This window comes from Pseudomonas sp. KBS0710, from assembly GCF_005938045.2.
Classification (GTDB): domain Bacteria; phylum Pseudomonadota; class Gammaproteobacteria; order Pseudomonadales; family Pseudomonadaceae; genus Aquipseudomonas.
In genome coordinates this window covers 4,002,500-4,026,355 of record NZ_VCCF02000001.1, presented here as the reverse complement: position 1 = coordinate 4,026,355, position 23,856 = coordinate 4,002,500, and the positions used below count along the sequence as shown (strand labels likewise).

Genomic DNA, 23,856 nt, shown 5'->3' with positions numbered 1-23,856 from the left:
CTTCCCTGAAATAATACGACGCTATCCGGGCTGCATGACAAGCGGATGACACTTAACTTGTTTGTAGGAATTTTGTGCATTTTGCGTATGTCGATTCCTCGTTACTGCCTAAATCCACCCAACCGTCATATACTGACGGTCTTATTCAGGGCATAGCGCCCATGACAGACCATTCAAGGAGCCAAAGCTATGCGCTGGAGCCAGTACTTCGCTCAGCTATCTGTGTGTGCAACCATCCTGCTCGCCCCGTTCGCGGCCCAGGCTGCGTCGGAAGACGATCCATGGGAAAGCGTCAACCGCCCGATCTTCACCTTCAACGACACCGTTGATACCTACGCGCTCAAGCCGATTGCCCAGGGTTATCAATTTGTAACCCCGCAATTTGTGCAAGACGGCATCCACAACTTCTTCCGCAACATCGGCGATGTCGGCAACCTGGCCAACAACGTGCTGCAGCTCAAGCCGCACGCCGCCGGTGTAGACACCGCGCGCCTGTTGATGAACACCACCTTCGGCGTGCTCGGCTTTGTTGATGTCGGCACCAAAATGGGGCTGCAACGCAGCGATGAAGACTTCGGCCAGACCCTCGGCTACTGGGGCGTAGGCAGCGGTCCTTACGTGATGCTGCCGCTGCTGGGCCCAAGCACCCTGCGTGATGCGCCGTCCAAATACGTCGACAGCTACACCCAACCTTACCGCTACATGAACGACATCGGCTGGCGCAACAGCACCTTCGGCCTGAATATCGTTGATACCCGTGCCAGCCTGCTCGACAGCGAGAAGCTGATCACTGGCGACAAGTACACCTTTATCCGTAATGCTTACCTGCAGAACCGTGAGTTCAAGGTAAAAGACGGCAAGGTCGTCGACGACTTTTAAGCCGTGACGTTTTGAAATGAAAAAAGGCGACCTCTATAGGTCGCCTTTTTTATGTGCGTTTTTCAGTGCATTTTCAAGATCTTGAGGCCCAGGTGCTGGCGCTCGCCGTCGCTTTTGGCCCACACCACCTGGGTGTCTGCTTCCAGGCCGGCGAGGGCGGCATGCTCCGAATCGATGCGCACGGTCAGTTGGTCCCCCACCTGAAACTGGCGCGGTGCTTCAACCTGCATGCCGGAGCTGGAAAGGTCCACGCAAACCCCGGCAATCTCTTGCCCTGCGTGGATCAGCGCCACATCGGCATCCACGCGCATGCGGATGAAATCGCGTTTTTCGTCGTAGCCGCGCTCATGTTCGCTCACGGGTTCCATCCTTACTTTGTGTTGTGGTGGTGACTGTTCTTATAACTCCCGGTGATTTGCGGTGTAAAGACGCCCGGCGACCATCGGCATGAGCTTGAAACCCCTGACGGATGGGAGTACCGTCTGCGCCTTAGAAGGGCACCTCTGCTTTACCGTTGTGCATGGGAGAAATCCCGGTACTTTGTAGGACAGAGAGGCTAGAAAGCGAATCCAGTACGTGAGCCCGGCCATTGCCGAGCCGCCTACGCCAACCTAATTCTGGCGCCGTTTGCCCACATGCAAAAAACCAGTGCCACGCTGCTGATAATCGATGACGACGAAGTAGTGCGCGCGAGCCTCGCGGCCTATTTGGAAGACAGTGGCTTCAGCGTCCTGCAGGCCAGTAATGGCCAACAGGGTCTCCAGGTGTTCGAGCGCGACAAGCCCGACCTCGTGATCTGCGACCTGCGCATGCCCCAAATGGGCGGCCTGGAGCTGATTCGCCAGGTAACCGAGCGTGCGCCGCAGACGCCAGTGATTGTTGTGTCCGGTGCCGGCGTGATGAACGATGCTGTCGAGGCCCTGCGCCTGGGCGCCGCCGACTACCTGATCAAACCCCTGGAAGACCTGGCGGTGCTGGAGCACTCGGTGCGCCGCGCGCTGGACCGTGCTCGCCTGCTGCTGGAAAACCAGCGCTACCGCGAAAAGCTCGAAACCGCCAACCGCGAACTCGAAGCCAGCCTCAATTTGCTCCAGGAAGACCAGAACGCCGGTCGCCAGGTGCAGATGAACATGCTGCCGGTGAGCCCGTGGACCATCGACGAATTCAAGTTTGCGCACCAGATCATCCCGTCGCTGTACCTGTCGGGTGATTTCGTCGACTACTTCCGCGTCGATGAGCGACGTGTGGCGTTCTACCTGGCCGACGTATCCGGCCACGGCGCATCTTCTGCTTTTGTTACCGTGTTGTTGAAGTTCATGACCACACGGCTGCTGTTCGAATCCAAGCGCAATGGCACCTTGCCGGAGTTCACCCCCTCCGAGGTGCTGGGCCACATCAACAGAGGCCTGATCAGCTGCAAGCTGGGCAAGCACGTGACGATGGTTGGCGGCGTTATTGATGAAGAAACCGGTCTTTTGACCTACAGCATCGGCGGTCACCTGCCGATGCCGGTTTTATACACTCCCGACAGTGTGCGTTACCTGGAAGGCCGTGGTCTGCCGGTGGGCTTGTTTAACGAAGCCACCTACGAAGACCACATCCTGGAACTGCCGCCGACGTTCAGCCTTACGCTGATGTCCGACGGCATACTGGACCTTCTTCCAGAGCCTACACTCAAAGAGAAAGAAGCCGCCTTGCCCCAAAAGGTCAAGTCGGCGGGCGGCAGCCTGGATGGCCTGCGGCAGGTTTTTGGATTGGCCACGCTAGGGGAGATGCCGGATGATATCGCCCTATTGGTGTTGAGCAGGAATCTTTGATGAGTACCGGAAGAATCCAATTCGCCGAGCAAGACGGGACCTTCGTCCTGAAGTTTGTCGGTGAAGTGCGCCTGACCTTGTGTTCGGCGCTGGATGCGACGATTGAGCGGATCTTTACCGCGCTGAACTTCTCAGCGATCGTGATCGATCTGACCGAAACCCGCAGCATCGATAGCACCACCCTGGGCCTTTTGGCCAAGTTGTCCATTCTGTCTCGGCAGAAGGTCGGCCTGTTGCCGACCGTCGTCACCACCCACGAAGACATCACTCGGCTGTTGCAGTCCATGGGCTTCGATCAAGTGTTCAACATCGTTGACCGCCCGATCCCGTGCCCGGAATGCCTGACCGACCTGCCTTCGCAAGACCAGTCCGAAGAAATTGTACGGGTCAAAGTGCTGGAAGCGCACAAGATCCTGATGGGCCTGAACGAGTCCAACCGCGAAGCCTTTCACGACCTGGTCAACGCGCTGGAGCGCCACTAGGCCCCAGACCTGAAACCCAATCCAAATGTGGGAGCTGGCTTGCCTGCGATAGCGGTATGTCAGCCACCTATTCATTGCTGACCCACCGCTATCGCAGGCAAGCCAGCTCCCACAGTTAGAACTGTGACTGGCTTGAGATCAGCAAACACAAAAAAGGGCGGCACCCTCACAGGTGCCGCCCTTTTTGTCCCTGCCTGCCTTACAGCTTGGCAGTCAACAACGCCTCCAGCTTCTCCTGGTCCCGAGCAAACTGACGAATCCCCTCCGCCAGCTTCTCAGTCGCCATCGCATCCTCGTTGGACTCCCAACGGAACTGCGCTTCAGTCAAATGCACCCGCGCTTCACCGGCATGCCCTGGCGACAGTTTGCGCTCCAGCTTGCCTTCATCGGCCGCCAGCTTCTCCAGCAGGTCCGGGCTGATGGTCAGGCGATCACAGCCGGCCAGCTCTTCGATCTGGCTGAGGTTACGGAAGCTCGCACCCATCACTACGGTTTTGTAGCCATTGGCCTTGTAGTAGTTGTAGATGCGCGTTACCGACACAACGCCTGGGTCTTCAGCGCCGGTGTAGTCGTTACCGTTGGCCTTCTTGTACCAGTCGTAGATACGACCCACGAACGGCGAAATCAGGAACACACCGGCTTCGGCGCAGGCCACAGCCTGGGCAAACGAAAACAACAGCGTCAGGTTGGTCTGAATGCCTTCTTTTTCCAGCTTCTCCGCCGCGCGGATGCCTTCCCAGGTGGAGGCGATCTTGATCAGCACGCGGTCACGGCCTACGCCGGCTTTGTCGTACAGGTCGATCAGACGGTGCGCACGCTTGAGAATCGCGGCCTCGTCGAACGACAAACGCGCATCCACCTCAGTGGAAATACGCCCCGGCACGACTTTGAGAATCTCTTGACCCACCGCCACCGCAAAACGGTCGCTGGCCAGGCCCACGTCACCGTTGCAGTCCTTAACGCACTCATCCAGCAGCTTGGCATAGCCTGGAATCGACGCCGCCTTGAGCAGCAGGGAAGGGTTGGTAGTGGCGTCTTGTGGCTTGAGCTTGGCGAGGGTAGAAAAATCGCCGGTATCGGCTACGACAGTGGTGAATTGCTTGAGTTGTTCCAGCTTGGAAGTCATGGGCGTGCTCTGTCCTGTGGGTCTGATGACATTACCCGAGCGCCGACAAGCGCTCAAGGGCGCAAATACATTCGGTCGTTTGCGCGGGCAACAACCTGAAAACAGCCGTTTGAATCACCGGCCATACTGCTAAATAGGAGACCAAAACCCCCGACAGGTTCAACCCAACTACCCCATGACCACTCAGATCATGTCGGATGCACTCATCTCAAAATGTGGGAGCTGGCTTGCCTGCGATAGCGGCCACAAAGCCACCACCAGCTTCCAGACAGACACCAATCCAACTGTGGGAGCGGGCTTGCTCGCGAAAGCGGCCTATCAGCCTCCAAATCAACCCACTGACACCCAACCCCTCACCGCCCCTCCAACAACTCCCCAGCCTGATCCAACAACGCCAACGGATCACTCGCCTTATGAATATCCACCGACAACAACTGCCTGAACCGACGAGCCCCCGGAAACCCGGTCCCCAACCCCAACACATGCCGAGTAATGTGATGCATCGCCCCACCACTGGCCAAATGCTCGGCAATATAAGGCCGCAACTGCGCCAACACCTGCGCCCGACTCACCACCGGCGCCGCACTGCCAAACAACTGCTGATCCACCTGCGCCAACACATACGGATTGTGATAAGCCTCCCGCCCCAACATCACCCCATCAAACACCTGCAAATGCGCCTGGCACTGCTCCAGCGTCTTGATCCCGCCATTCAACACAATCTCCAACTCCGGGAAATCCTGCTTCAACTGCGCCGCCACGTCATACCGCAACGGCGGAATATCCCGATTCTCCTTCGGCGACAACCCCTCCAGAATCGCAATCCGCGCATGCACCGTAAAACTCGTACACCCCGCATCCCTCACCGTGCCAACAAAATCACACAACTCGGCATAACTGTCCCGCCCATTAATCCCGATACGATGCTTCACCGTCACCGGAATCGACACCGCATCCCGCATCGCTTTCACGCACTCCGCCACCAACGCCGGGTGCGCCATCAAGATCGCGCCGATCATATTGTTCTGCACCCGATCACTCGGGCAGCCGACGTTCAAGTTCACTTCGTCGTAACCGGCAGCTTCAGCCATGCGCGCGCAGGCAGCGAGGTCAGCGGGGACGCTGCCGCCCAACTGCAGCGCAAGTGGGTGCTCGGCTTCGTTGTGGCGCAGGAAGCGCTCGTGGTCGCCGTGGAGGATTGCGCCAGTGGTGACCATCTCGGTGTAGAGCAGGGCGTGCTTGGAGAGCAGGCGCAGGAAGAACCGGCAGTGGCGGTCGGTCCAATCCATCATGGGGGCAACGCTAAAGCGCCGAGACAGTGCGGGGCTTGATTCTGCTGGGCTAAAGCTCTGTTTATCTAGCATTTTACTCAACGTGTTCTGGGCGTGTTTTTGGGCGTTTTCCGGCGTTTTTACAGCCTCGGTGGTACGATGTACCACTCGAAAACTGACGCGTACCACTTTCTATATGGCGACTATCAGGGCAAGAAAACTGGCAGATGGAACGGTGAGCTACACGGCTCAAATCCGCATCAAGCGCGACGGAGTGCAAGTCTACCAAGAGAGCCAGACCTTCGCCCGAAAACAGGCCGCCCAGGCCTGGGCGCGCAAGCGCGAATCGGAGCTGGACGAGCCAGGTGCGATCGAGCGCGCGAGCCGCAAAGGCGCCACACTAAAAGAGATGACCGATCGCTACCTGATCGAAGTCGAGAAAGCCCGGCCGCTGGGCAAGACCAAGCGTGCCACGCTGAATGCTATCGGTGAGACGTACCTGGGCGAATTGACCGACACGGACATCAATACGCAGTGCCTGGTCGATTTCGCCCTCTGGCGGATGAGTGCCGAGGGCGGTGGTGTTCAGCCACAAACCGCTGGTAATGACCTGGCGCACCTCGGCGCAGTTCTCGCGATTGCCAAAGACGCATGGGGTTACCAGGTTGATCCGCTCGCCATGGGCGGCGCCAGGCGCGTGCTGCGCAAGCTGGGTTACAACCTGAAAAGCCGGGAGCGTGACCGCCGGCCTACTTTGGACGAGTTGGGAAAGGTGCTGACGCACTACCAAGCCATGCAGGCGAGGCGCCCGACGGTCATCAATATGCTCAAAGTCGTGGGTTTTGCCCTGTTCTCCACGCGCCGGCTGGATGAAATTACCCGTATTCGCTGGTCCGACGTCGATGAACCCGGTCAGCGAGTGCTGGTGCGCGACATGAAAAACCCCGGCCAGAAGATCGGCAACGATGTGTGGTGTTACCTGCCGGACGAGGCGTGGCACATCCTCCAGACAATGCCAAAGGCCGGCGACGATATCTTCCCTTACAGCCCTGAATCTATCTCTACGTCCTGGACGAAAGCCTGCAAGTTCCTGGCGATCGCTGATCTGCACTTCCACGACCTTCGCCATGAAGGTATCAGCCGGTTATTTGAGATGGACTGGGATATACCGCGCGTGGCGAGTGTTTCCGGCCACAGAGATTGGAATTCGATGCGGCGGTACACGCACCTGCGTGGAAAGGGTGACCGATATTTGGGGTGGGAGTGGCACGAAAAGATATTGAGGGCGCCCGTCCAACTGGGCGCCGCATCAATGAAGTGGCTCAAACGACGTGTTTTAACCCGTTGAGCTGATTGTGCTCTTTAACCGCGGCCGCGCGCTGCAGGTCCAGGTACGCGGCCAGGTCGGTGAGGTGGATCCCCTTGGCTGACTTCTGGCTCGGCTCCAGTCGGGTAATGGGCAGCTTGATCTGCCCGCTCATCACCTTTCGCTGGAACATCTCCGGCGTCAGGTGCGTGAAGTAGTCCCGGCACACCAGCTCCAACGAGATAATCGCCTGGCCATCGTATTGAGCCATGAGAATGAAGGCTGTGTTCATGCGACCTCCCAGTTTGGTCGAGCCAACGCTTGCTGCAGTTCGCGATTTTTAGCCACGGCACAGTCCTACCCATCCAGTGACCATCCACCACAGATCCTGCGACGCCATAAAGCCGATGCCGGCGAGAAAACCGATGGAGATTGCTTTGGTTATCACAGAGCGCATAGCGGTTCTCCTTTTTACATCCGAATCGATTGATGAATGAGCGCAGGCTGAGCCTTGTGTTCTGTCGGTTTCGCTACGTCGCCCTGGACCTCGCAAACGAACCGATGCCGCTCTCGGTTGGGCGCAGTCAGAGATTCGGTCAGGCCTGGGACGACGATGGTGCACTGCTCGTAGGCGTCAGCCCCTTTCCAGCTATCAGCCCTTACCACGTTGCAATTCGTCCGAGTTGCATCCGCGCACAGGTAAAGCAGAAGAAATACGGTCATACGCCAACCTTCTGCTGAGCCAAGCTCAACGCAATAGCCACCGGCTGCACCCAAATCGACACATTGCTAAGCATGAACGTCTCTCCAGCCTCGGAAAGCAGCAGCGTCATGCCGAACACATCCGCCATCGCCCTTGCCGCCGCGCGCGGCACTGCGTTGCCGATTCGCTCCCTGTGGTGGCCGTCGTTGATGCCGTCCAGCCGGAAGACCCCCGCCTGTTCGATCTTGCGCACCCGCTGCATCACCTGGATTTCGTGTGCGGTCTGTGGATCCTTGGACCAGTGGTCCTCTGGATCAAACAGAGATTGCAGCGCGGCCAGCTCCAGGGTGGTGAATGGGCGGTGCCAGGTCCCGTCGAGGCTGGTGATCATGCAGGTCAACCGGTCATTGGGCGCCGGCATGCGCTGATCAGCTACCGACCACCGGCCGTTGTCGTGACAGGCGCTAGCGGACACGGCACCGGCCGGCGTGTTGTAGTCGACCACTCCATAATGTCCGCCGGTCAGATACGCATCGCCCTTGGAGCGCGACATGCCTGGGCGCGGATCTGCGATCGATAAAGCCCCGCTGGCAACCTGCTGTGAACCGGTCACGGTCTTGGCGCTCTCGCACCAGGGTGTGATCCGCAGCTTTTGGGTGCTGGCGTTCGGGTGCCAGTTTTTGTAGGCCGGATCTGCTACAGCGAAAGCGCCTTGCCCGGTGGTGCTGCCGGCGATGACGGTGCCGGCCGGCTTGCTGTAGTCGGTGACCAGGTACTTGCCAAAGCCCTTGGACGGTTGTCGAGGGTCGGCCACGGCCTGCCCGCCGGAGCTGGGGCCGTGCCCTGCGGTGACGGTGCCGGCGGCTTGGTCGTTGCGGACCACCCGGAATACATTGTTATGCCGCTCGCCGCTCATGCGCGGGTCTGCAACGCTGAACGTACCTTGCCCTGGGCTGCGTTGGCCGGTGACTACGCCGCAATGGCGGTTGTAGGGCAGCACGCCGTATTGGGTGTATTCGAATTTGCTGGTCGGACGTGGATCCGCCACGGAAAACTTGCCATTCATAGGCCGGCTCGCACCTGCAACCACGCCGGCTGTATCGTCCCAATCAACAACCCCGAGTACGCCGTTGTGATATTCCGGCACGATCACAAAGTCGCGCAGGTGACCGTCCTCGATCGCAAACCGGCTTAGGCTGCGCCAATCCTTCCCTGCCTCCACCAGGGCCAGGCGTACCCACGTTTTCCACTGCAACGCCGGCACCCGGTGCATCGGCCCCGCCTGATCGATGTCGCCGGCCAACGGCATGCGGCTCAGCACGTCACCGACGGCGCGGAGGCTGCGTTTTTCAGGTTCATACAGGAACGCTGGGACCTGCTCGACGTGCCTGGCCACCAACAAGAAACGCTTTCGGCTCTGTGCCAGTCCGCCGATTTCGCCACAGTCGTGGGTAGTTTCCGCCACCGCGTAGCCGTAGTGGCGGAGCAGCTTGGTGATCTGGTCCAGCAGGTAGCGGCCACGGGTAGCCAGGCGCGGCACGTTCTCGAACACGATCAACTTCACCGGGTTGTGCTTCCAGGCTTCGCACATCAACCACACACAGCGCAACGTCAGCTCATTGAGCGCTCGATATTTGGGCGTCTGGCTCATCGTCTCGGACAGGAGTCCCGAGGCCCCTTTGCAGGGGCTGCTGATAAACACTGCATCCGGGTCTTCATTGCCGGCGGCGCGGCGCAGATCCTCGGCGGTGGCCTCTATCCAACCGGCGGGCGGCTGCTGGCCGTGGAAGGCTGTGTATTGTTCCCGTGTGAAAAGATCCATCAGCGTGCCAGGTACACCGGTCATCATCTGGAAGTCGCGCAAGCCGGCCGGGTCGACGTCGACACCACCCAGGCAGCGCCATTCAGCTTGCACTGGGCCCAATACTGGTTTGGAGTCGCTGAAACCAGCGGCGCCGCTACCGAGGCCGCAGCAGAGATGGAAGTGGGTGAGGGTGCGTTTGAGCATGGTGCTTCTCCTTTCAAGCGGTGGGGGAGTTGCAGCTCCCCGGACCCCGCCTGTGTTGGTTATCAGTGAGCGTATCGACGCGGTTTGTTTTGTTTGACCGCTGCACGCTCGGCCATGAACTCCGCCCACTCCGCTGATTTGTGCTGCTGGCGGATACGGCTACAGGCCTGGTGCTTTCGGGTGGAGCGTGCATTGCCGCAGATGTCGCAGCGGCTCGGAAGGTCGAGCCGGTGGCTTGCCATCGTCGGCCTCTCGCGTTCCGGACTGGCGTGCTTAGGCATTCGCCACCTCAATCATCTTGAGTTTTGTGACTCGGGCGGTTTCGTACTCGCTTGGCAGGATCTCAACTGCGCCGTCGATCAAGTCGGCCATGATCACTGCCCTCCCATAAGCATGCGCGTCAGTGGATTGGGTTCGCCGAACGGCATCAGCTTGTCGAGCGGTGTTGTGATGCTGCGACCGGTCGCGGTGCGCAAGGTGGCAACGCAACCATCAATCGCTTCGATCACGCCGGTACGAGCGCTGAGACGGAATTCCCGATATCCACTGCTCATTGCGACGTAGTTGACCGTGTCGCCGATTGCCAGCGGTGTTGTGGTAGCCTCTTCGGTGCCGCCTTTGGGTTGATTCACTTGCATGGTGCTTCTCCTTTGGGTGGTCGGTGTCGAGGGGTTGCAGCCCCTCGGCACCACCTTCTTACTGGCTTTCGCCGGTTGGGTTTTGCTTCCGCACCAGGTGCAGCAGCAGGTTTTCAAACTCAACAACCTCATCCGTTGCTGATTGCCATTCCAGGACTGCCTGGATCTGTTCCCGGCTGCACTCAAGCACCAGGATTTCTTTGTCGCTCACCGCGCGGACCTCAAGGATCGCGACCAGGCCGGCCGGGTCGTAGGCTTCGGCGTGAACAATTTTCCCCGACTCGTTAAACCAGGCCTTCAGCTCCTTCAGCTCCTTCAGCTCCTTCAGGTGCCGAAGGCGGTTGGTCTCCCCCTGTTGGCCGTCGCCGGTGATGACCTGTACCTGCATGGTGCTTCTCCTTTGGGTTGTGACAGACGTTGCAGCGCCTGACGGGTAAAGCTGTTGATGTGTCAGGCCTGGAAGTGCCAGCACTTGACGATGGGTTGCTTGGTTATTACCGCGTTGGTTTTACTAGCCTGGTGAGCCCGTACAGCGCTGTCGGTCGCCTTGTTGACGTCAAGCAGCTTCCGCGAGCGGGAGTCTTTCAGGCGCTCGCGCAGCTCGCTGACCTCGGCGATTTTTTGCCGGTTTTCTGCAGCGCATTTCACGAAGTCGTTGAGGTTGATGGCGATGACATGGTCTTTCTTACTGTGGTTGACCACCGGGCCATCGGCGTCGAGGCCTTCCAGGTATTCGTAAACTTCCCAGAATTCAGCCACCACCGGATGGTCGGAGCTGATCGAGGCCTGGCGCTCGATTGCCATGCGGATGATCTGCGAGCGGGTATGCTCGACCTGTGCGTCGGTGAGCGGCACCACCATGCACAGGCAGTCCAGCAGGGTGAGCATTTGGGCGTGGTTCTTGTTGATCCGCTCCACACGGATGTAGCCGCGCAGCTTGTTGCCGCAATGGCTACATTCGCTGTGCTCGTCTTTAAATGGGGTATCGCAGGCAAAGCAGTGGGAGTGCAGATTGCGTAACTTCGCCTCGTAGCCCGCTATCCGCTGGCTGAACAGCTCCATCACCTCCAGCTCTTTACGCACGGCCTGCAACACAAAGTTGCTGAGTCTCGAACCTTCCAGCGCATTGAGCCGATCTGCCGCCGCACGGCTTTCAGCGGTGACGTTCGGTCGCACAAAGTGCAGCTTTACGATCCGGGTCATGATCGCCTCTGACGCCACCACAGGGGCGTTCTGGCTGATGGCGATGGTGCCGCGAAACGGTGGTTCGTAGGTTTCGTTACCGGCGGTTTTTACACCCTTGGTCGCCAGGGTGCCGCCGCCGTAGTAATCCTTGAGTTCGTCCCATTCGAAGGTTTTGGCGTGAGCCTTGTCGTCGCCGCTGCGGTCTGATTCCAGCAGCACGATGGGCATGCCGGATACTTGGCCCATCAAGCGGCTGCGGCCGGCCTTGGTGGATTTGGACGGGTCGAACCCTTCGTATCCGTCGCGGCCTGCAAGTTTCCACAGCAGAGTTAGCAGCGTGGTCTTGCCGGCGCCGGCCTCACCTGTGGCTTCAAGGAAAGGAAACGACTGATACCGGCTGCGGATCTGTTCGGCGAACAGCGAGCCAAACCAGAAGGTCAACGCCACGATGCCTTGGGCACCGAAGCACTGCCACAAAAGTCCTAGCCACTGGTCATCGTATTTTTTGCCATCCTTTTCCAGATCGATCTTCACACCCTTCTGCAGAGTCTTGAGCTTCAACTTGCCCATCTCAAAAAACTCTTCCTCGTTGATGTGGATCACCTGGCCTTCGCGGATGGCGACGTCGTTGAACACGTAGCAGTGGTATTCCTTGCTGTAGCCCACGTAGTCGATGGTCTGAACGGTCTTGATGCCAAAAAGCTGGTCTTTCATGAGTTTGTCCAATTGCTGTCCACTGCCGGTGAACACGGCTCCGGCACCCATGCCGAGAAGTCTTTTTTTGAATTCACTAGCGGCGGCGACCTGGCCGCCGGTGAAGGTGTTTTTCACGGAACCGCCGTCGTGAGGGAAGTCCACGCGGAAGAAGTACCAGGACTCGTCAGTAATCTCGTTGCGCTGGAAATAGAGGGCTTTGGGGTAACAGTTGGCGATCTCGACGACGCAGCCGGCGACGTTCAGCGCCTTTTCCCGAAGCTGCTTTTCGCTGAGTGTTTGGGCTTCGTGGCCGTCGCTCTTTTCGAGGGCCTGTTTTGCGCTGTTGTATTTCGCCAGGTCCAATTTCCACCAGTACAAGCGGGAGTCGAAACAGAAGTGAAATTCCTCCCGTTCCCGCCACTGGTACATCAGCAACGCCTTATCGCTGGCACTTTCTGCGATCAGTAGGGCACCCTGGTGGCGGGCTTCTTTCAGGTCCGTTTCTATGCGATCAGCACGGACTTTTTCATCGTCGATAAATGCCCAGCGTTGATGCAGATCGTTCCAGTCAACCTTGCGGGCGTCAGGCTGTGATATCTGGGCTGCGTCGCAGGCGTAGCCAAGTTCACGGGCACGGCTGACCCACATGCGTGTGTACTTGTGAGCGCCTGGCTCGTTGTCCAGAGCCCAAACCAACTTGGGAGTTTTGCCGCCGCGAGCGGTGATCAGAGCCTTCAGTGATTCCTCTGGAAAGGCATTTGAGGAAAGGGCGGCAACGGCAGAGATACCGTTTTGAATGAGCGCGATGGCGTCGAAGATGCCTTCAACGATCCACAGCTCTTCCACTTCAATCAGATCCAGGCAAGGCGGGCACCACCAATGCCCCCTGTAGCTCTGGAGGGGTTGGAAGCGGGCCTTCTTCTTACCGAACCGCGACGGTTGATCAATCAAGCGCTCCCAGTACCCACCGTGCTCCAGGGGAAAGCGCACGGTGGCAGAGCCAATATTCAGGTCGCGATCAAAGTAGCTTTCCTGGGTGTACCAGCCCTCTATCAGCTCAACGCGGAAACCTCGGGCAAACGTCAGGTACGCTTTTGCGCTGGCGGCAGGCTCGTCACGGGTGGCCGGTGCACGCTTGCTCCAGTCGTCGAACAGGTCCGGGTACAGCTCTTTGGTGGGAGCCATGTACCGGCAATTTTTCTCGCGGCCACAGCGGATGAACCAGGGTTCATCGTGGCGCGAAAACAAACGTTTCTGATTGCACTGCGGGCAGGTGCCCTTGCGCATGTAGTGCGTGCCTTTCATGTGCTGAAGGCCGTAATCAGACTCCAGGCGCTGAAGCACGTCAGCGCGGATCTTGTCTTCCATGGGCTTGCGAATCACTGCACATGCTCCGCGACCGTAACAACGAGCTGTTTTTTCAGCTCGCTGCGCGTCTTGCAGATGCCTGCCAGATAGGGCAAGTCCTCAAGCACCTTTGGCGCCCGCTGACCAGTTGGCACATTCCGGTAGCGGTCGGAGTACCAAATATCAGCCATCGTGACTTCGTACTGACTGGTCAACCACAACAGGTAGTGCTGTGCCTGTTGTTCGTCCAGCTCCAGTTTTATGGTGATTTTGCTCATTTCGGCCACCAGTAAGTTGCAAATTTCCCCTACCCACGCGGTGCGGGCATCAAACAGGGAGGGTTTTGGATTAGTGCGGGAGGTTGCGAGTCAGCAGCAAGCGTGTGGGGAGCAAGCGTGCTGAAACGGGATGTCGCTGTTGGGTGCAGTTGTCGAGCAACAAGATCACCGGGCGGAAGGGGCCGCTGGTGGGATGAATGCCCAGCCAGGCCACACGCTTGCAGGTCATGCTTTCGAACTCGGCCACCGCCAGTTCAGCAATGCGATGCACCAGGTGCTGAGGGACTTCAAGTGAGAGCGTCAGGTAGCGTACGCAGTTGTCGAGCAACTGAGTGTCACCGGCAAGATGCTCGCATCGATGACGGTAGAGGTAAGCCACCGCAGCTTGTTGCATTGCCGCACGGTAATCGCTGGCGGGGTTGGTAGTCAGGGTGATGGCTTTCATACGGTTGTGGCCTCCATTTCCAACTGGTCCAACAGATCGGGCTGATCGTTGGCGGTTTTCATTGCCTGGCGACGAATGACCACGTCAGCTACCGGCAGCTGTACAGCCGGGTTTGGCATGCCGCTGGGGCTCAGTTCGTGGGTCATTTGAAATTCAGCACGCACCGCCCAGCCGCAGGCCTCGTTGGTGCATTGCATGTAGGTGATACGTAGAAAAATGTGTTGGCCTTCGCTGGTGCGGATGCGCATACGGCCGTGGCAGTGGGGGCAGACCAGTTTATAAGTACTCACTAGACAGCTCCCTGGCTGTAGAGCTGGATAGTCGCGAATACCTCGGCGTAACGGGCAGACATGTACGTGATAAGGGCGGAAACAATCGCGTCGGCTTCACGTTTTTCAATGATCCCGTCGTCCAGCGCGGCAGCCATGATCTGATCGACCTTGCCCCGCTTGGCCGATGCCTTAAGCGAGCGGCTGTACAACTCCACGTTGTCCAGAGTTTCTGGCAGGCACAACGGCACGAACATGCCGCCGTACATTGATGCGATGTAGTCGGCTAGGAACGTAGTGCCAGCGACTTGCTCAAGCCGGTGGATGTGTTCGTCAGCCAACGGGCGACTGCCAGCATTCTCGTAGGCTTGGTTGTCGAACTTCTTTAACGGCATGCCGAGGTCGGCCGAGGCATATTCCCGGCCACCTGGATAGGCGCCGATGACTGCCATGACAACGCTCTTTCTGCTGTCTAGAACTGGGCGTTTCATTTTCTGGTTTCCCCTTGGAGCCAGAGGCCCTAGTTTGTGATCTGGCCGTCTTTGATACCGAGCAATACAGCTGCTCGATGCGCTTCACCGCGACGGCCTTTCTTACGGCCGTTCAGCAGGTCGCTGACCAAATTTTTGTTCAAGCCATGTTGGCGGCTAAATTCGGCAATGCTTTTACCCTCGCGATCAAGAACCGCGCGGGCTTGCTCGGGGGTCTGTAGGGCATGCATAGTGTTCGTCCGTGTTTAATCGTGTTCGACGACAAGGATTCTTGGGCAGATTTCTGTTCAAGTCAACTTATATTGATCAAAAAAATACTCATATCTCCAGGAGTAGGCGAACGCCTGCGAGAGGAACGCGAACGTCTGGGCCAAAATCAGACTGATTTTGGCGTCGCTGCAGGGGTGAGCCGCGGCACACAAAAAGCGTATGAGCTGGAGTCCAGCTCTCCCGATGTGCGCTATTTATCTGGGCTGGAGACGCTTGGTGTCGACGTCCGTTATGTGCTCACCGGGTCGCGAGTCGATACAGATCTCACTGACCTGAGCGATACAGAGGGGACGGTGCTGGGTCATATGCGAGAAATGTCAGATTCTGACCGTGCCACGCTTGCGCATCTGGCATTCGCGATGGCCCAGGTATCGAAACCAGAATCGAAATGAATCAACTCCAAGGAGGAACCGATGCGTTTTGGATTAATAATTCCGAGCTTGCTGGCTATGACTGCCGTTGCTGGCGAAAAAACCGAGTCTGTCAGTCAGGCCGAGTACGGCGCGAAGTGGCCTTTCACGGTCGAAAAGGTCGATCTGCTTTGTCAGGAAGGCCCACCTTCTGCTTTGGTGAGATCAGAGGATGGGAAGATTTATGCGTTGAATGGCAGCGCACGTTCAAGAGCATCAAAGAATGGCTGGCAGGATGGGCAATCTATTACCAAGCCAGACGCCCGCTTCCCTGGTATCAAAATGGATTACAGCGAGATCACCGTGCGCGCCATGAAACTCTGCCCTTCCTAAGGTGGTTTGAGCCGCCCGTGCAAATCCCTTAGTTGACGGTTGCATATTCCAATCTGTCCGTAAGGTCTTTTTATGCATGAGCACATGCATATTACGGACGACAGGAGTAATAGCGACATGTTGGATGAACAAGGGCAAAGGGGATCGCAACTGGAGCAAGAAGACGGAGTGCTCAATCTGAAGGAACAGAAATTAGTTTCATTGTTCCGGCGCCTTTCGAGCGCCAATCAGGACCGTATTCTTCGCTGTGCGGAAGTTCTTTTCCAAATGCCAGACGAATAAAAAATCCCCCGGTTAGTCCGGGGGATTTTATTTGATACCGGAACTCAAGCCGTAGCCTTCATCTTCGCCCATTCACGATCCACCGCTCGCTTGGCGGTCTTCTCACTGGCATACAGCCAACGCAATCGCCTCGGCTTCGACTGATCGCCCGCCGTAACCGTCTTTTCCTTCCCGGTTTTATGGTCGCGGTAGTACGCGATGATCCCCGTGTAATCGCCCTTATTTTCTTCGGCCAAGTCCTCTACATTGTCTTCTGGCAATTTGCTTTCCAAATCCAAGCTCACGGTGTAGCCGCCGTCTGCGGTCAAGCTGTGCTCCACGTTTCCGCCATACCAGATGATCTCGTCGATTTCCTCCTTCACGCCCTGGAGCGTGTAGGTCAGCTCTGGGATCAGGTCCGGCCGGCCCATAGCCAGGGTGTAGCTGAGCGTGGCGCTACCGCGTTGCAGGCGCCGAAACTCCGCACGGGCGGCGCGCAATGCTGATTGCTGGTCACTGTAGGTATGGCGCAGGTCTTTGAGATTCTCGCCGCCGCCGGCAATGGCCTCCTGTTTCTTGGCGCTGTTCACGTCGTAGTAATACGCGCGCACGCCGTCGTAGCTGTCGCGGTCGGCTTGCAGGTAGCGGTGCTGATCGCCGTCGGCACGAGTGAGAGTGATGTGCGGCAGGTTCATGCCGCTGGCGGTCTTGCCGCCGCCCGCCGGCAGGCACAGCAGGCATCCGGCTTTAACGCTGGCCACCGCGTCGAACTCTTCGCCCAGGCGGCTGATCAGGTTGGCGTCTGATTCATTGGCCTGGTCGAGCTGCAGAATGGGTAACCCATCAAGTGCTCCTGCGATGGTGGCCGTCAGACCGTTGCCAATGGCGATATCGCCCAGCACGTCGCCGAGCGTGGTGTTGCTCCAGCTACGTTCGCGTTTGGTTTTCAGGCCCTTGCGCAGGTCGGCCGAGCGAGCGCGGATGCTAAGCACGTCAGGGGCACCGCTGTGTTCGGTTTCGTCTACGGTATAGGTGCCTTTGTCCACCAGGCCCGTGTCGCTCCACCCCAACCACAAACGAAGTACTGCGCCCTTTGGTGGTATCGACAACAGGCCGTCGTGGTCGCTCAGCGTGATTGTGAGCTGGTCGGCCTCCACGCCACGATTGTCGGTCAGCCCCAAGGTCATCAAACGCGGGCTTACCAGGTGGGCGATGTCGTTGCCGTCGACCATCAGGCGGAACGCTGGCACGGGATAAGCTGCGTCCCTGACGAACCGTTCGGCCGTATCCTTGAGGAACCCGGTGACCTTGGAGATCGCGGCATCAATCACAGCAACCCCCGCAGAATGTTCAGGCCGGTGCTGGTAGCAGCTCCGAGCAGATCAATACGGTCATCATCTGTACGTTTCAGGGTCAGGGTGAACTCAATACGTCGTGGTGTGCCGTCGCGGAAAAACAGAGTCTTAGTCTCGCTCAGGCTTTCGATCACCCACAAACCATAAATCCGCCCGGTGCCCTCGACCATCGGCCAGGCCTTGCCAGTGTTCGCCATCAAACGCAGAGCATCCAGGCTGAGAATGCTGCCGGCCAGCTCCGGCAAAAGTAGACCGGGGAGGGTGATGGTGTCCTCGCCACGGCCAACAAATTGCAGCGCAGGAGCCGCGCCGACGCGACTGTTGCTGGCATGGCGCCAGTTGGTCTGGCGCTGCAGTTCCTGGTAGGCGAGGGTCGATAGGCTGAACACGAACATGCCGAGGCTGAGCATCATGACAATTAATCCCGATCCGATAGCTTGCTGCGCTGACGGGCGCGTTTCTCGTTTTCAATCTTGCTGAGTATGGCGCGCAGGCTTTTTTCCATGGCCTGCACGTCCATGCCTGGTGCTGCAGCGAAAGTGATTTGGTAGGTGTCATGGCTGTCGTAAAGCGTCGATGTCCCCGAGCTGCTGATCGGGGGGCGGTCATCAACTGCCAACGCCGGCATGGCTGTCGCGGTTAGGGCCAGTGTGCCGGCTGCGGTCAGCTGCTTGCTCATGCTCGACAAGGTGCTAAGCGGCCCTTTCTGTCCACCACCCAGCCCCTTTGTCAGTGTTTCCATGGTAAAGCCGTCCAACGCTGGCATGGCTGGCATGGCTGGCATGGCTGGCATGGCTGGCGCGGTGAGGGTAAGCGTGCCGGCGGCGGTCAGTTTCTGGCTCATACTCGACAAGGCATTGAGCGGCCCTTTCTGTCCGCTCTCCAGCCCCTTTGTCAGACCTTCCATAGTGAAACCGCCCAACTCAGCGAACACTCGCGATGGGCTGTGGATACCGAGCTTTTCCTTAAACCATCCGATGCTGGAGTCGCCGATTGAACCGATAGCTCCCTTCACGGCGCCGAGGCCGGCGGTCAAGCCGTTGACCAGGCCGTTGACGATCATGCTGCCGAACTCGGTAAATTTGCCTGGCAGTTCTACGCCAAAGTAATTCATGACGCCGGCAAATGCCTGGTAGAACAGACCCAATGGGCTGAAGTTGGTGATCAATTGCAGAATGCCCACGAGGCCTTGGTCAAAGCTCGCCTTGATGGTGGTCCAGATATTGACTACGCCGGTGGCGATCGAGCCGATGCCCTGTAGCAGAGTCATGATCATGCCGCCGATGGCTGAACCAAAGCGCTGGCCCATCGACTGCGCCGCGCCGCCGACGTCTTCGACCGGAGTCAAAAGATTACTGAACCACCCGATCACAGTGCTGATACCGGACGAGATTATGTTGAACAGCGGGCGGACGATGTTGCCGAGCAGCTGCAATGCAAAACCTACAACTGGAATGGAGTAGGCGGCCTTGGCCAGGCTGGCAAGCAATCCACCGAACTTACTGAACCCATCTAGTACTGGCTGCAGGGCTTCTGTGAGCCCTTGCCAAAAACCAAGAAAGAATCCCTTGATCGGTTTCCAGTATTTGTAGATGAGGACGGCAGCCGCCACCAAACCGGCGACGGCTCCAATCAACCAACCTATCGGTGTAGCGAGGATTGCAGCGCCGACCGCACTGATCGCACCGCTGAGCATTGGCAGCACGCTTACTGCGGCCAGTCGAGCAGAACTGACCAGGGAGGGGATGACGCTCATCATGCCTCCAGCTGCTCGGCTTGCGGTCAACGTTTTCCAGATTCGTCCCATCCGTCCGACTTCGACACCTGTCCCAGCTGCTGCTACGCGGGTACCGATCAACTGGGCTTTGATTGTCCCCAGGCGAATGCCGAACATCGCCATGCCATAGCGCAGCACAGCGAAGGGGCCGAGCATACTCGCCATGGTCAGGGCCAATGTGCCGAATACAACCGCTGCGGCTGCTACGGCTGCCACGACTTTGACAAGTCCACCGGCGAGCTTTGGGTTTTCGCGCGCCCAGGTGCCAATTTTGTTGGCGATTTCACCCAGGGTGTTGATCAGGTCTTTCAATTCGGGCGCAACAGCAGCACCGAATTCGGCCATGGCGTTGGTAAAACTGCCTTCGGCTGCTTCCATCACGTTGGTCAGAGTACCGAGCTGCTCGTTGACGCGGGTACGCAGATCAGCTTGGGATTGCATCTTCTGCTGTACTTCCTGGTATCCAGCCAGCCCCTTATTCATCATTGTATTCAGGGTGGTCATGGTTTCAGCGTCGTCGCCAAACAGCTTACTGATGACGGCCGTACGGTCTGAATCGTTCAGAACCTTCAGCTTTTCCACCTGCGCGTAAAGGTTCTCTAGGCCAGCAAAGTTGCCTTTGTCATCCGTGAATTTGAGCGAGACGCCCTTGTTCGCGCGAGCTGCGATGCTGTTGGCTTTCTCGACTTTGTCTTGATTCAAACCAGCCTGGAAAATTTTACGGAAGGCGTTACCGGCGGAACTGCCCTCCATACCGGCCTGGTCCATCATGATCAGCAGCGGTGCCAGTTCTTTGGCCGCATCGATCCCTGACTTTTTGATGACGTCCATCACCGGCGCGATTTTGCTGAAACCCTGGAGCATGTTGCCTGGGTCCACGCCTGCGTAGAAACCGCGCTGGATGGTGTCCATCAGGCCCATCATGTCCTTCTCGGTGGTGCGGGTAGCGTCCTGCATTTTCGCGGCGAACTCAGCCGCGTCGGTGGCTTCCATCTTGAGCTGAACGCCCAGGTAGGCAGCCGCTTCACCTGTACCGCCGAGAATACTTTGAGCGCTGAGACCCTGGCGTCGGAGCATGGTCATCATGTTCTGGAAGTCCGCCGTGGTACCGGGCAGGCGATCGCCAAGTTTGGTGGCCAGGTCCGTGATCTTTTGGAAGTCTTCAGAGACCTTCCCAGTGTCGCTCATCATCGACACCTTCAACTGCGTGGCAGAGTCCTCATTCGGGGCAAAAGCCTTGATAGCTGAGGCCACGGGCCGGCTTGCGGCGTATCCCACACCGAGACCGGCGGCACCTGATACAGCCATGCGGCCGGCCATGCTCTGGGTTTTATCGTAGGTGGCACGGGCCTTCGCCAGGCTGTCCTGCTTGCGTTTCAGCGCGTCCAGCCGGTCCATCTGCGCGTTGATCGCCAGGGTGGCGATGTCCATGTCCCGCTTAAGCTTCAACTCGGAAGCGCCCAGGGCATTGGTGTTGATGCCAGCGTCTTTCAACTGCGTGCCCAGGGCAGATAGCTTCCCTTGCTGCTGACCGTACTGCTCGCCCAAGCGCTTCGACTCGGCGGTGTGTTGCTTGAGCAGAGTGAGCTGGGCTTTGAACGGAGTTTCCAACCGGAGAATTTCGTCACGTAGACTGGAATGGCCGGCGCGACTGGTGCGCAGCTGCGCGGTGCTAAGCGTGTAGCGGTCAGCCAAGGTCTTTTCCTTGGCTGCAAGCTGATCCAGCTGAGTTTTACGCTCGCGCTGAGCAGCAGTCAGTCGGGTGTATTCGGCTTGCTGTTCGCGGGTGAGGGCATTGCCCTTTTGCATCACGGCATTCAGGGCGGCGATCTGGCTGCCTGATTGACGGTGTTCGTCGCCAAGCAAACCCAAAGCGTTACGCGTTCCCGTGAGTTCGCGCTTGAGGTCGGATTGACTGGTTTTGAGAGCGTCAACCTTCTGCCGGGACTGTTCGAAAAGTGCTTGAGTCGGTGCGAGCTGTTGACGGACTTTGGCAGTGGTGCGGGCGAGTTCGCCTACCTTGGAGTTGTTCGCAGCCAGTGCCTCGGAGGTGGCTTTGGTAGCGGCTTGTAGCTCGCGCCAGGCGCCGACGTCGCGCTGCTGGGTGTTGAGTTCCTTCAGGCGGTCACGTGCAGCCTTGAGCGCTCGGGCGGTTTCCTGGCTGCCGCCCGTGATTTTCTTCAGTGGTCCCGTGGCTTGGTCGATGGCGCTGAGCAGCACCTGTAGCCTCAGATCATTCGCCATCAGTGGAACTCCGCACCCTAGCGCGCTCGCGCCAGTCCATCAGGTCTTGCAGGCCCAACTGATCCATATCAGCCGGTGCCCAGTGAAAAACCACGGCCAGATCGGCCATGGCGTCCTCTACGCGACGAGGGATGCATCCGTCTTCGCCGACTTCTGCAACAAAAAACCAGAGATTTTGCTACTCAAGGCCAGGAGGTCGGCCGGGTCCATGCCTGCAACTTCTACAGCGGTGAGGCTCGGTGCGCTGATGCGTGGCAGAACCTTGATCAAACTGCCGACGTCCATCTGCAGCAGCTCTACCAGGCTCACGCCGCGCAATTCGCCGGAGTTCGGCTTGCGCAGGGTGATGGTTTCGATAGTGGTAGTGCCTCGACGAATTGGAGTGTCGAGGGTGACGGTGTTGTCGTCGGCCAGCTGCTGCACGTGGGGCTGTTCGATGGTTTCGTCTTTCATTGGATTTGCTCCTAGTGATTAAAGGGTGAGGCTTGATCGAGCGGGCGGGTCAGATGCCCATAGCGGTGCGGTGCTTCTCCAGCATGTCCACGCCGTTGACTTTCTCGACGAAGTTGAGCAGGTCGATTTCGATGATTTCTTCGCCATCCACGGTCAGCTTGTAGTAGCTGCAGGTGGTTTTCATGGAGTGTTCGGTGTCTTCGCCGGCCTTGGCTTCGCCCATCTCGATGGTCTCGTGACGACCCCGCACGACCACTTCCACGTTGCTCGTTTCGCCCGTGTCGTCCTGTTGGTATGGGCCAGAGAATCGCAGGGCCACGCTGGAGGCGTTGACGGCGCCGAACTGGCGTAGAGAGATCAGGTCGAGGCCACCCGTCTTCCATTCGAACTGGATGCCGTCATCAGAAAAGCCCAGGTCAGATTTGACCGGGCCATTCATCCCGCCGCCGCGATAGGCTTCCATCTTGCGGCCGAGGGCGGGCAGGGTGACGGACTTGGCCACGCCGAGGTAGCTGTTGCCGTCATTGAACAGGTTAAGGTTTTTGAGCTTGCGAGGCATTGCCATGGCGGTGTTCTCCGGGAGACGTGTTGAGGGTGAACTCCCCTTTCGGGGAGGCCCGGTTTAGCTATTGATACCTTTGGCGAAGTCGATCAGGTAACGGTCGGTGATTCGCTGGCGGAAGGTGAGGTCTTCAAGCGGCGGCACTGGGGTGTAGTCATAATCCACCCAAAGCTTGCCGGCCTTGAGGGTGTCCTTGGTGTTGATGTCGTCCGGATACCAGCAGCTGCCCCCGATCAAGTAACCCTGGGATTTCAGCTCGCGCATCTTGGCATTCACGCCTTCGACCAGGTCGCGTACCAGCGAGGCGTGCATAGGGCGGTCGATGGCCCACATATGCGCTTCGGCCATGGTGTCCGCGAGGATCTGCGCAGTGCGCGTGTAGTTTTCGAAAGCGAACTGCGGATCGTCGCTGCAGGTACGGCTGCCCCAGAAGCGGAAGCCGTTGGCATTGATCAACGTGGTGACGTCGTTACTGTTGAGGTAGTTGGCGTCGGTGGCCGGGTTTTGCAGATCCCAGAACACATCGGCGCTGATACCTGTGACGCCGCTTACGGCTACGTTGGAAAGGGTCTTGTGCCAACCTGTCTCCTGATCGATCTTGGCGCGCAGGCCCAGCGCACGAGCCACTGCCGAGGCGGTGGCGGTCTTGTCGGCGACGGTGTCCCAGTTCTGGAAGTCCGGCCAGATCACCATCATTTCGCGGGCGCCGAAGTTCTCGCGGTAAGCGACCACCTCTTCCTTGGTTTTGCAGCCCCAGGCGCTGACGTAAGCAAAGGCGCGAAGGTCTTTGGCGATGGCGCCGAGGGCGGTGGCCACCGGCAAACTGTCCAGACCTGGCACGCCGAGAATGCGAGGCGTCATGCCCACGCGTGACTTTGCGGCGAGCAGGGCTTTCATGCCGGTGTATTGGCCGTTCGGAGTGGTGCCGCCGATCAGAGCGCTGGTGGTGGCCGCTTCGTCGGCACCTTCCTTGACTCGTACCACGATGGCGTAGGGCTTGGTCTGATCTGCGATGCCTTGCAGGCTCGCAGCCAGGGTGCCCTTGACGCCAGCTTTGCCGACAGCTGTCTGTACGTTAGTGAGCAGGACGGGCGTGTTCAGTGGGAAAACAAGCGGGTCCGCATCCTCAGCCGTACAAACCATGCCGATAACTGCGGTGGGAATAGTGCGAATGGGGCGGGTGCCGTCGTTGAGTTCGATGACCCGCACACCGTGGAGATAATCGGCCATGGGTTATGCCTGCGCTGTGA

27 protein-coding genes are annotated in these 23,856 nt (G+C 58.5%); 7 read left to right on the top strand and 20 right to left on the bottom strand.

Features of this window, described 5'->3' with window-relative positions; translation table 11 throughout:
- The first annotated feature begins 189 nt into the window (after positions 1–189).
- Positions 190–879: a VacJ family lipoprotein gene (locus tag FFI16_RS18365; RefSeq protein ID WP_065929195.1), complete on the top strand. Its 690-nt coding sequence runs from the start codon at positions 190–192 to the stop codon at positions 877–879.
- Between the two features lie 62 nt (positions 880–941).
- Here FFI16_RS18365 and FFI16_RS18360 read toward each other — a convergent pair whose 3' ends face one another.
- Positions 942–1,238: a PilZ domain-containing protein gene (locus FFI16_RS18360; RefSeq protein ID WP_138816217.1), complete on the bottom strand. Its 297-nt coding sequence runs from the start codon at positions 1,236–1,238 to the stop codon at positions 942–944.
- A gap of 276 nt (positions 1,239–1,514) precedes the next feature.
- Here FFI16_RS18360 and rssB point away from each other — a divergent pair, with 276 nt between their 5' ends.
- Both rssB and rssC read left to right on the top strand, forming a co-directional pair.
- Entirely contained in the window at positions 1,515–2,696 is a 1,182-nt protein-coding gene (gene rssB, locus FFI16_RS18350; protein WP_110624244.1) for a two-component system response regulator RssB, read from the top strand.
- Positions 2,696–3,178 (top strand): anti-sigma factor antagonist RssC, encoded by a 483-nt coding sequence (rssC, locus tag FFI16_RS18345; protein WP_010212025.1) that lies wholly within the window; start codon positions 2,696–2,698, stop codon positions 3,176–3,178. Before rssB ends, rssC begins: the two co-directional genes overlap by 1 nt.
- Before the next feature lie 199 nt (positions 3,179–3,377).
- Here rssC and tal read toward each other — a convergent pair whose 3' ends face one another.
- Both tal and dusA read right to left on the bottom strand, forming a co-directional pair.
- Positions 3,378–4,304, bottom strand: coding sequence for a transaldolase (gene tal, locus FFI16_RS18340; protein WP_138816215.1), 927 nt, complete (start codon positions 4,302–4,304; stop codon positions 3,378–3,380).
- 353 nt (positions 4,305–4,657) lie between these two features.
- Positions 4,658–5,668, bottom strand: a complete 1,011-nt coding sequence (dusA, locus tag FFI16_RS18335; RefSeq protein ID WP_138816214.1) for a tRNA dihydrouridine(20/20a) synthase DusA — start codon at positions 5,666–5,668, stop codon at positions 4,658–4,660.
- Positions 5,669–5,771: 103 nt separating this feature from the next.
- Here dusA and FFI16_RS18330 point away from each other — a divergent pair, with 103 nt between their 5' ends.
- Positions 5,772–6,923, top strand: coding sequence for a site-specific integrase (locus FFI16_RS18330; protein WP_138816213.1), 1,152 nt, complete (start codon positions 5,772–5,774; stop codon positions 6,921–6,923).
- Here FFI16_RS18330 and FFI16_RS18325 read toward each other — a convergent pair.
- The 10 genes from FFI16_RS18325 to FFI16_RS18270 all read right to left on the bottom strand — a co-directional run bounded on the left by FFI16_RS18325 (position 6,898) and on the right by FFI16_RS18270 (position 15,171).
- Positions 6,898–7,173: a pyocin activator PrtN family protein gene (locus FFI16_RS18325; protein ID WP_138816212.1), complete on the bottom strand. Its 276-nt coding sequence runs from the start codon at positions 7,171–7,173 to the stop codon at positions 6,898–6,900. The genes FFI16_RS18330 and FFI16_RS18325 overlap by 26 nt on opposite strands.
- A gap of 427 nt (positions 7,174–7,600) precedes the next feature.
- The gene (locus tag FFI16_RS18315; RefSeq protein ID WP_138816210.1) at positions 7,601–9,592 is read right to left on the bottom strand and encodes a DNA cytosine methyltransferase; all 1,992 of its coding nucleotides are present in this window, start codon (positions 9,590–9,592) and stop codon (positions 7,601–7,603) included.
- A 374-nt stretch (positions 9,593–9,966) separates the two neighbouring features.
- On the bottom strand, positions 9,967–10,230 hold the full coding sequence (locus tag FFI16_RS18305; protein WP_138816208.1) for a hypothetical protein: 264 nt from the start codon (positions 10,228–10,230) through the stop codon (positions 9,967–9,969).
- A 58-nt stretch (positions 10,231–10,288) separates the two neighbouring features.
- Positions 10,289–10,618 (bottom strand): hypothetical protein, encoded by a 330-nt coding sequence (locus tag FFI16_RS18300; RefSeq protein ID WP_138816207.1) that lies wholly within the window; start codon positions 10,616–10,618, stop codon positions 10,289–10,291.
- A gap of 62 nt (positions 10,619–10,680) precedes the next feature.
- Positions 10,681–13,479 (bottom strand): toprim domain-containing protein, encoded by a 2,799-nt coding sequence (locus tag FFI16_RS18295; protein WP_178112742.1) that lies wholly within the window; start codon positions 13,477–13,479, stop codon positions 10,681–10,683.
- Positions 13,480–13,490: 11 nt separating this feature from the next.
- Positions 13,491–13,736 (bottom strand): hypothetical protein, encoded by a 246-nt coding sequence (locus FFI16_RS18290; protein ID WP_138816205.1) that lies wholly within the window; start codon positions 13,734–13,736, stop codon positions 13,491–13,493.
- A 70-nt stretch (positions 13,737–13,806) separates the two neighbouring features.
- On the bottom strand, positions 13,807–14,181 hold the full coding sequence (locus tag FFI16_RS18285) for a hypothetical protein (protein ID WP_064451413.1): 375 nt from the start codon (positions 14,179–14,181) through the stop codon (positions 13,807–13,809).
- Positions 14,178–14,471, bottom strand: a complete 294-nt coding sequence (locus FFI16_RS18280; protein WP_064451414.1) for an ogr/Delta-like zinc finger family protein — start codon at positions 14,469–14,471, stop codon at positions 14,178–14,180. Before FFI16_RS18280 ends, FFI16_RS18285 begins: the two co-directional genes overlap by 4 nt.
- Positions 14,471–14,941 carry a YmfL family putative regulatory protein gene (locus FFI16_RS18275; protein WP_138816204.1) on the bottom strand — a complete coding sequence of 157 codons (471 nt, stop codon included), beginning with the start codon at positions 14,939–14,941 and terminating at the stop codon, positions 14,471–14,473. Before FFI16_RS18275 ends, FFI16_RS18280 begins: the two co-directional genes overlap by 1 nt.
- A 29-nt stretch (positions 14,942–14,970) precedes the next feature.
- Positions 14,971–15,171 (bottom strand): DNA-binding protein, encoded by a 201-nt coding sequence (locus FFI16_RS18270; RefSeq protein ID WP_017477234.1) that lies wholly within the window; start codon positions 15,169–15,171, stop codon positions 14,971–14,973.
- A gap of 21 nt (positions 15,172–15,192) precedes the next feature.
- Here FFI16_RS18270 and FFI16_RS18265 point away from each other — a divergent pair, with 21 nt between their 5' ends.
- The 3 genes from FFI16_RS18265 (at position 15,193) to FFI16_RS18255 (ending at position 16,236) form a co-directional block, all read left to right on the top strand.
- Positions 15,193–15,603, top strand: coding sequence for an XRE family transcriptional regulator (locus FFI16_RS18265; RefSeq protein WP_371923609.1), 411 nt, complete (start codon positions 15,193–15,195; stop codon positions 15,601–15,603).
- 21 nt (positions 15,604–15,624) lie between these two features.
- On the top strand, positions 15,625–15,954 hold the full coding sequence (locus tag FFI16_RS18260) for a DUF2511 domain-containing protein (RefSeq protein WP_138816203.1): 330 nt from the start codon (positions 15,625–15,627) through the stop codon (positions 15,952–15,954).
- Between the two features lie 117 nt (positions 15,955–16,071).
- Entirely contained in the window at positions 16,072–16,236 is a 165-nt protein-coding gene (locus FFI16_RS18255; RefSeq protein ID WP_256666272.1) for a hypothetical protein, read from the top strand.
- A 44-nt stretch (positions 16,237–16,280) separates the two neighbouring features.
- Here the strand turns inward: FFI16_RS18255 and FFI16_RS18250 are convergent, their stop codons facing one another.
- From FFI16_RS18250 to FFI16_RS18220, 7 genes are read right to left on the bottom strand one after another with little or no spacing between them, the layout of a single operon-like run.
- Complete coding sequence (locus tag FFI16_RS18250) at positions 16,281–17,546, bottom strand: phage late control D family protein (RefSeq protein ID WP_138816202.1); 1,266 nt, start codon at positions 17,544–17,546, stop codon at positions 16,281–16,283.
- Positions 17,543–17,983, bottom strand: coding sequence for a phage tail protein (locus FFI16_RS18245; protein ID WP_138816201.1), 441 nt, complete (start codon positions 17,981–17,983; stop codon positions 17,543–17,545). Before FFI16_RS18245 ends, FFI16_RS18250 begins: the two co-directional genes overlap by 4 nt.
- 5 nt (positions 17,984–17,988) lie before the next feature.
- Positions 17,989–21,591 (bottom strand): phage tail tape measure protein, encoded by a 3,603-nt coding sequence (locus FFI16_RS18240; RefSeq protein WP_256666271.1) that lies wholly within the window; start codon positions 21,589–21,591, stop codon positions 17,989–17,991.
- Positions 21,581–21,700 (bottom strand): GpE family phage tail protein, encoded by a 120-nt coding sequence (locus tag FFI16_RS18235; protein WP_080520579.1) that lies wholly within the window; start codon positions 21,698–21,700, stop codon positions 21,581–21,583. Before FFI16_RS18235 ends, FFI16_RS18240 begins: the two co-directional genes overlap by 11 nt.
- Before the next feature lie 8 nt (positions 21,701–21,708).
- Positions 21,709–22,044, bottom strand: a complete 336-nt coding sequence (locus FFI16_RS18230) for a phage tail assembly protein (RefSeq protein WP_138816200.1) — start codon at positions 22,042–22,044, stop codon at positions 21,709–21,711.
- A 49-nt stretch (positions 22,045–22,093) separates the two neighbouring features.
- The gene (locus FFI16_RS18225; protein WP_080520580.1) at positions 22,094–22,609 is read right to left on the bottom strand and encodes a phage major tail tube protein; all 516 of its coding nucleotides are present in this window, start codon (positions 22,607–22,609) and stop codon (positions 22,094–22,096) included.
- A 57-nt stretch (positions 22,610–22,666) separates the two neighbouring features.
- Positions 22,667–23,836, bottom strand: coding sequence for a phage tail sheath protein (locus tag FFI16_RS18220; protein ID WP_138816199.1), 1,170 nt, complete (start codon positions 23,834–23,836; stop codon positions 22,667–22,669).
- Positions 23,837–23,856 lie beyond the last annotated feature (20 nt).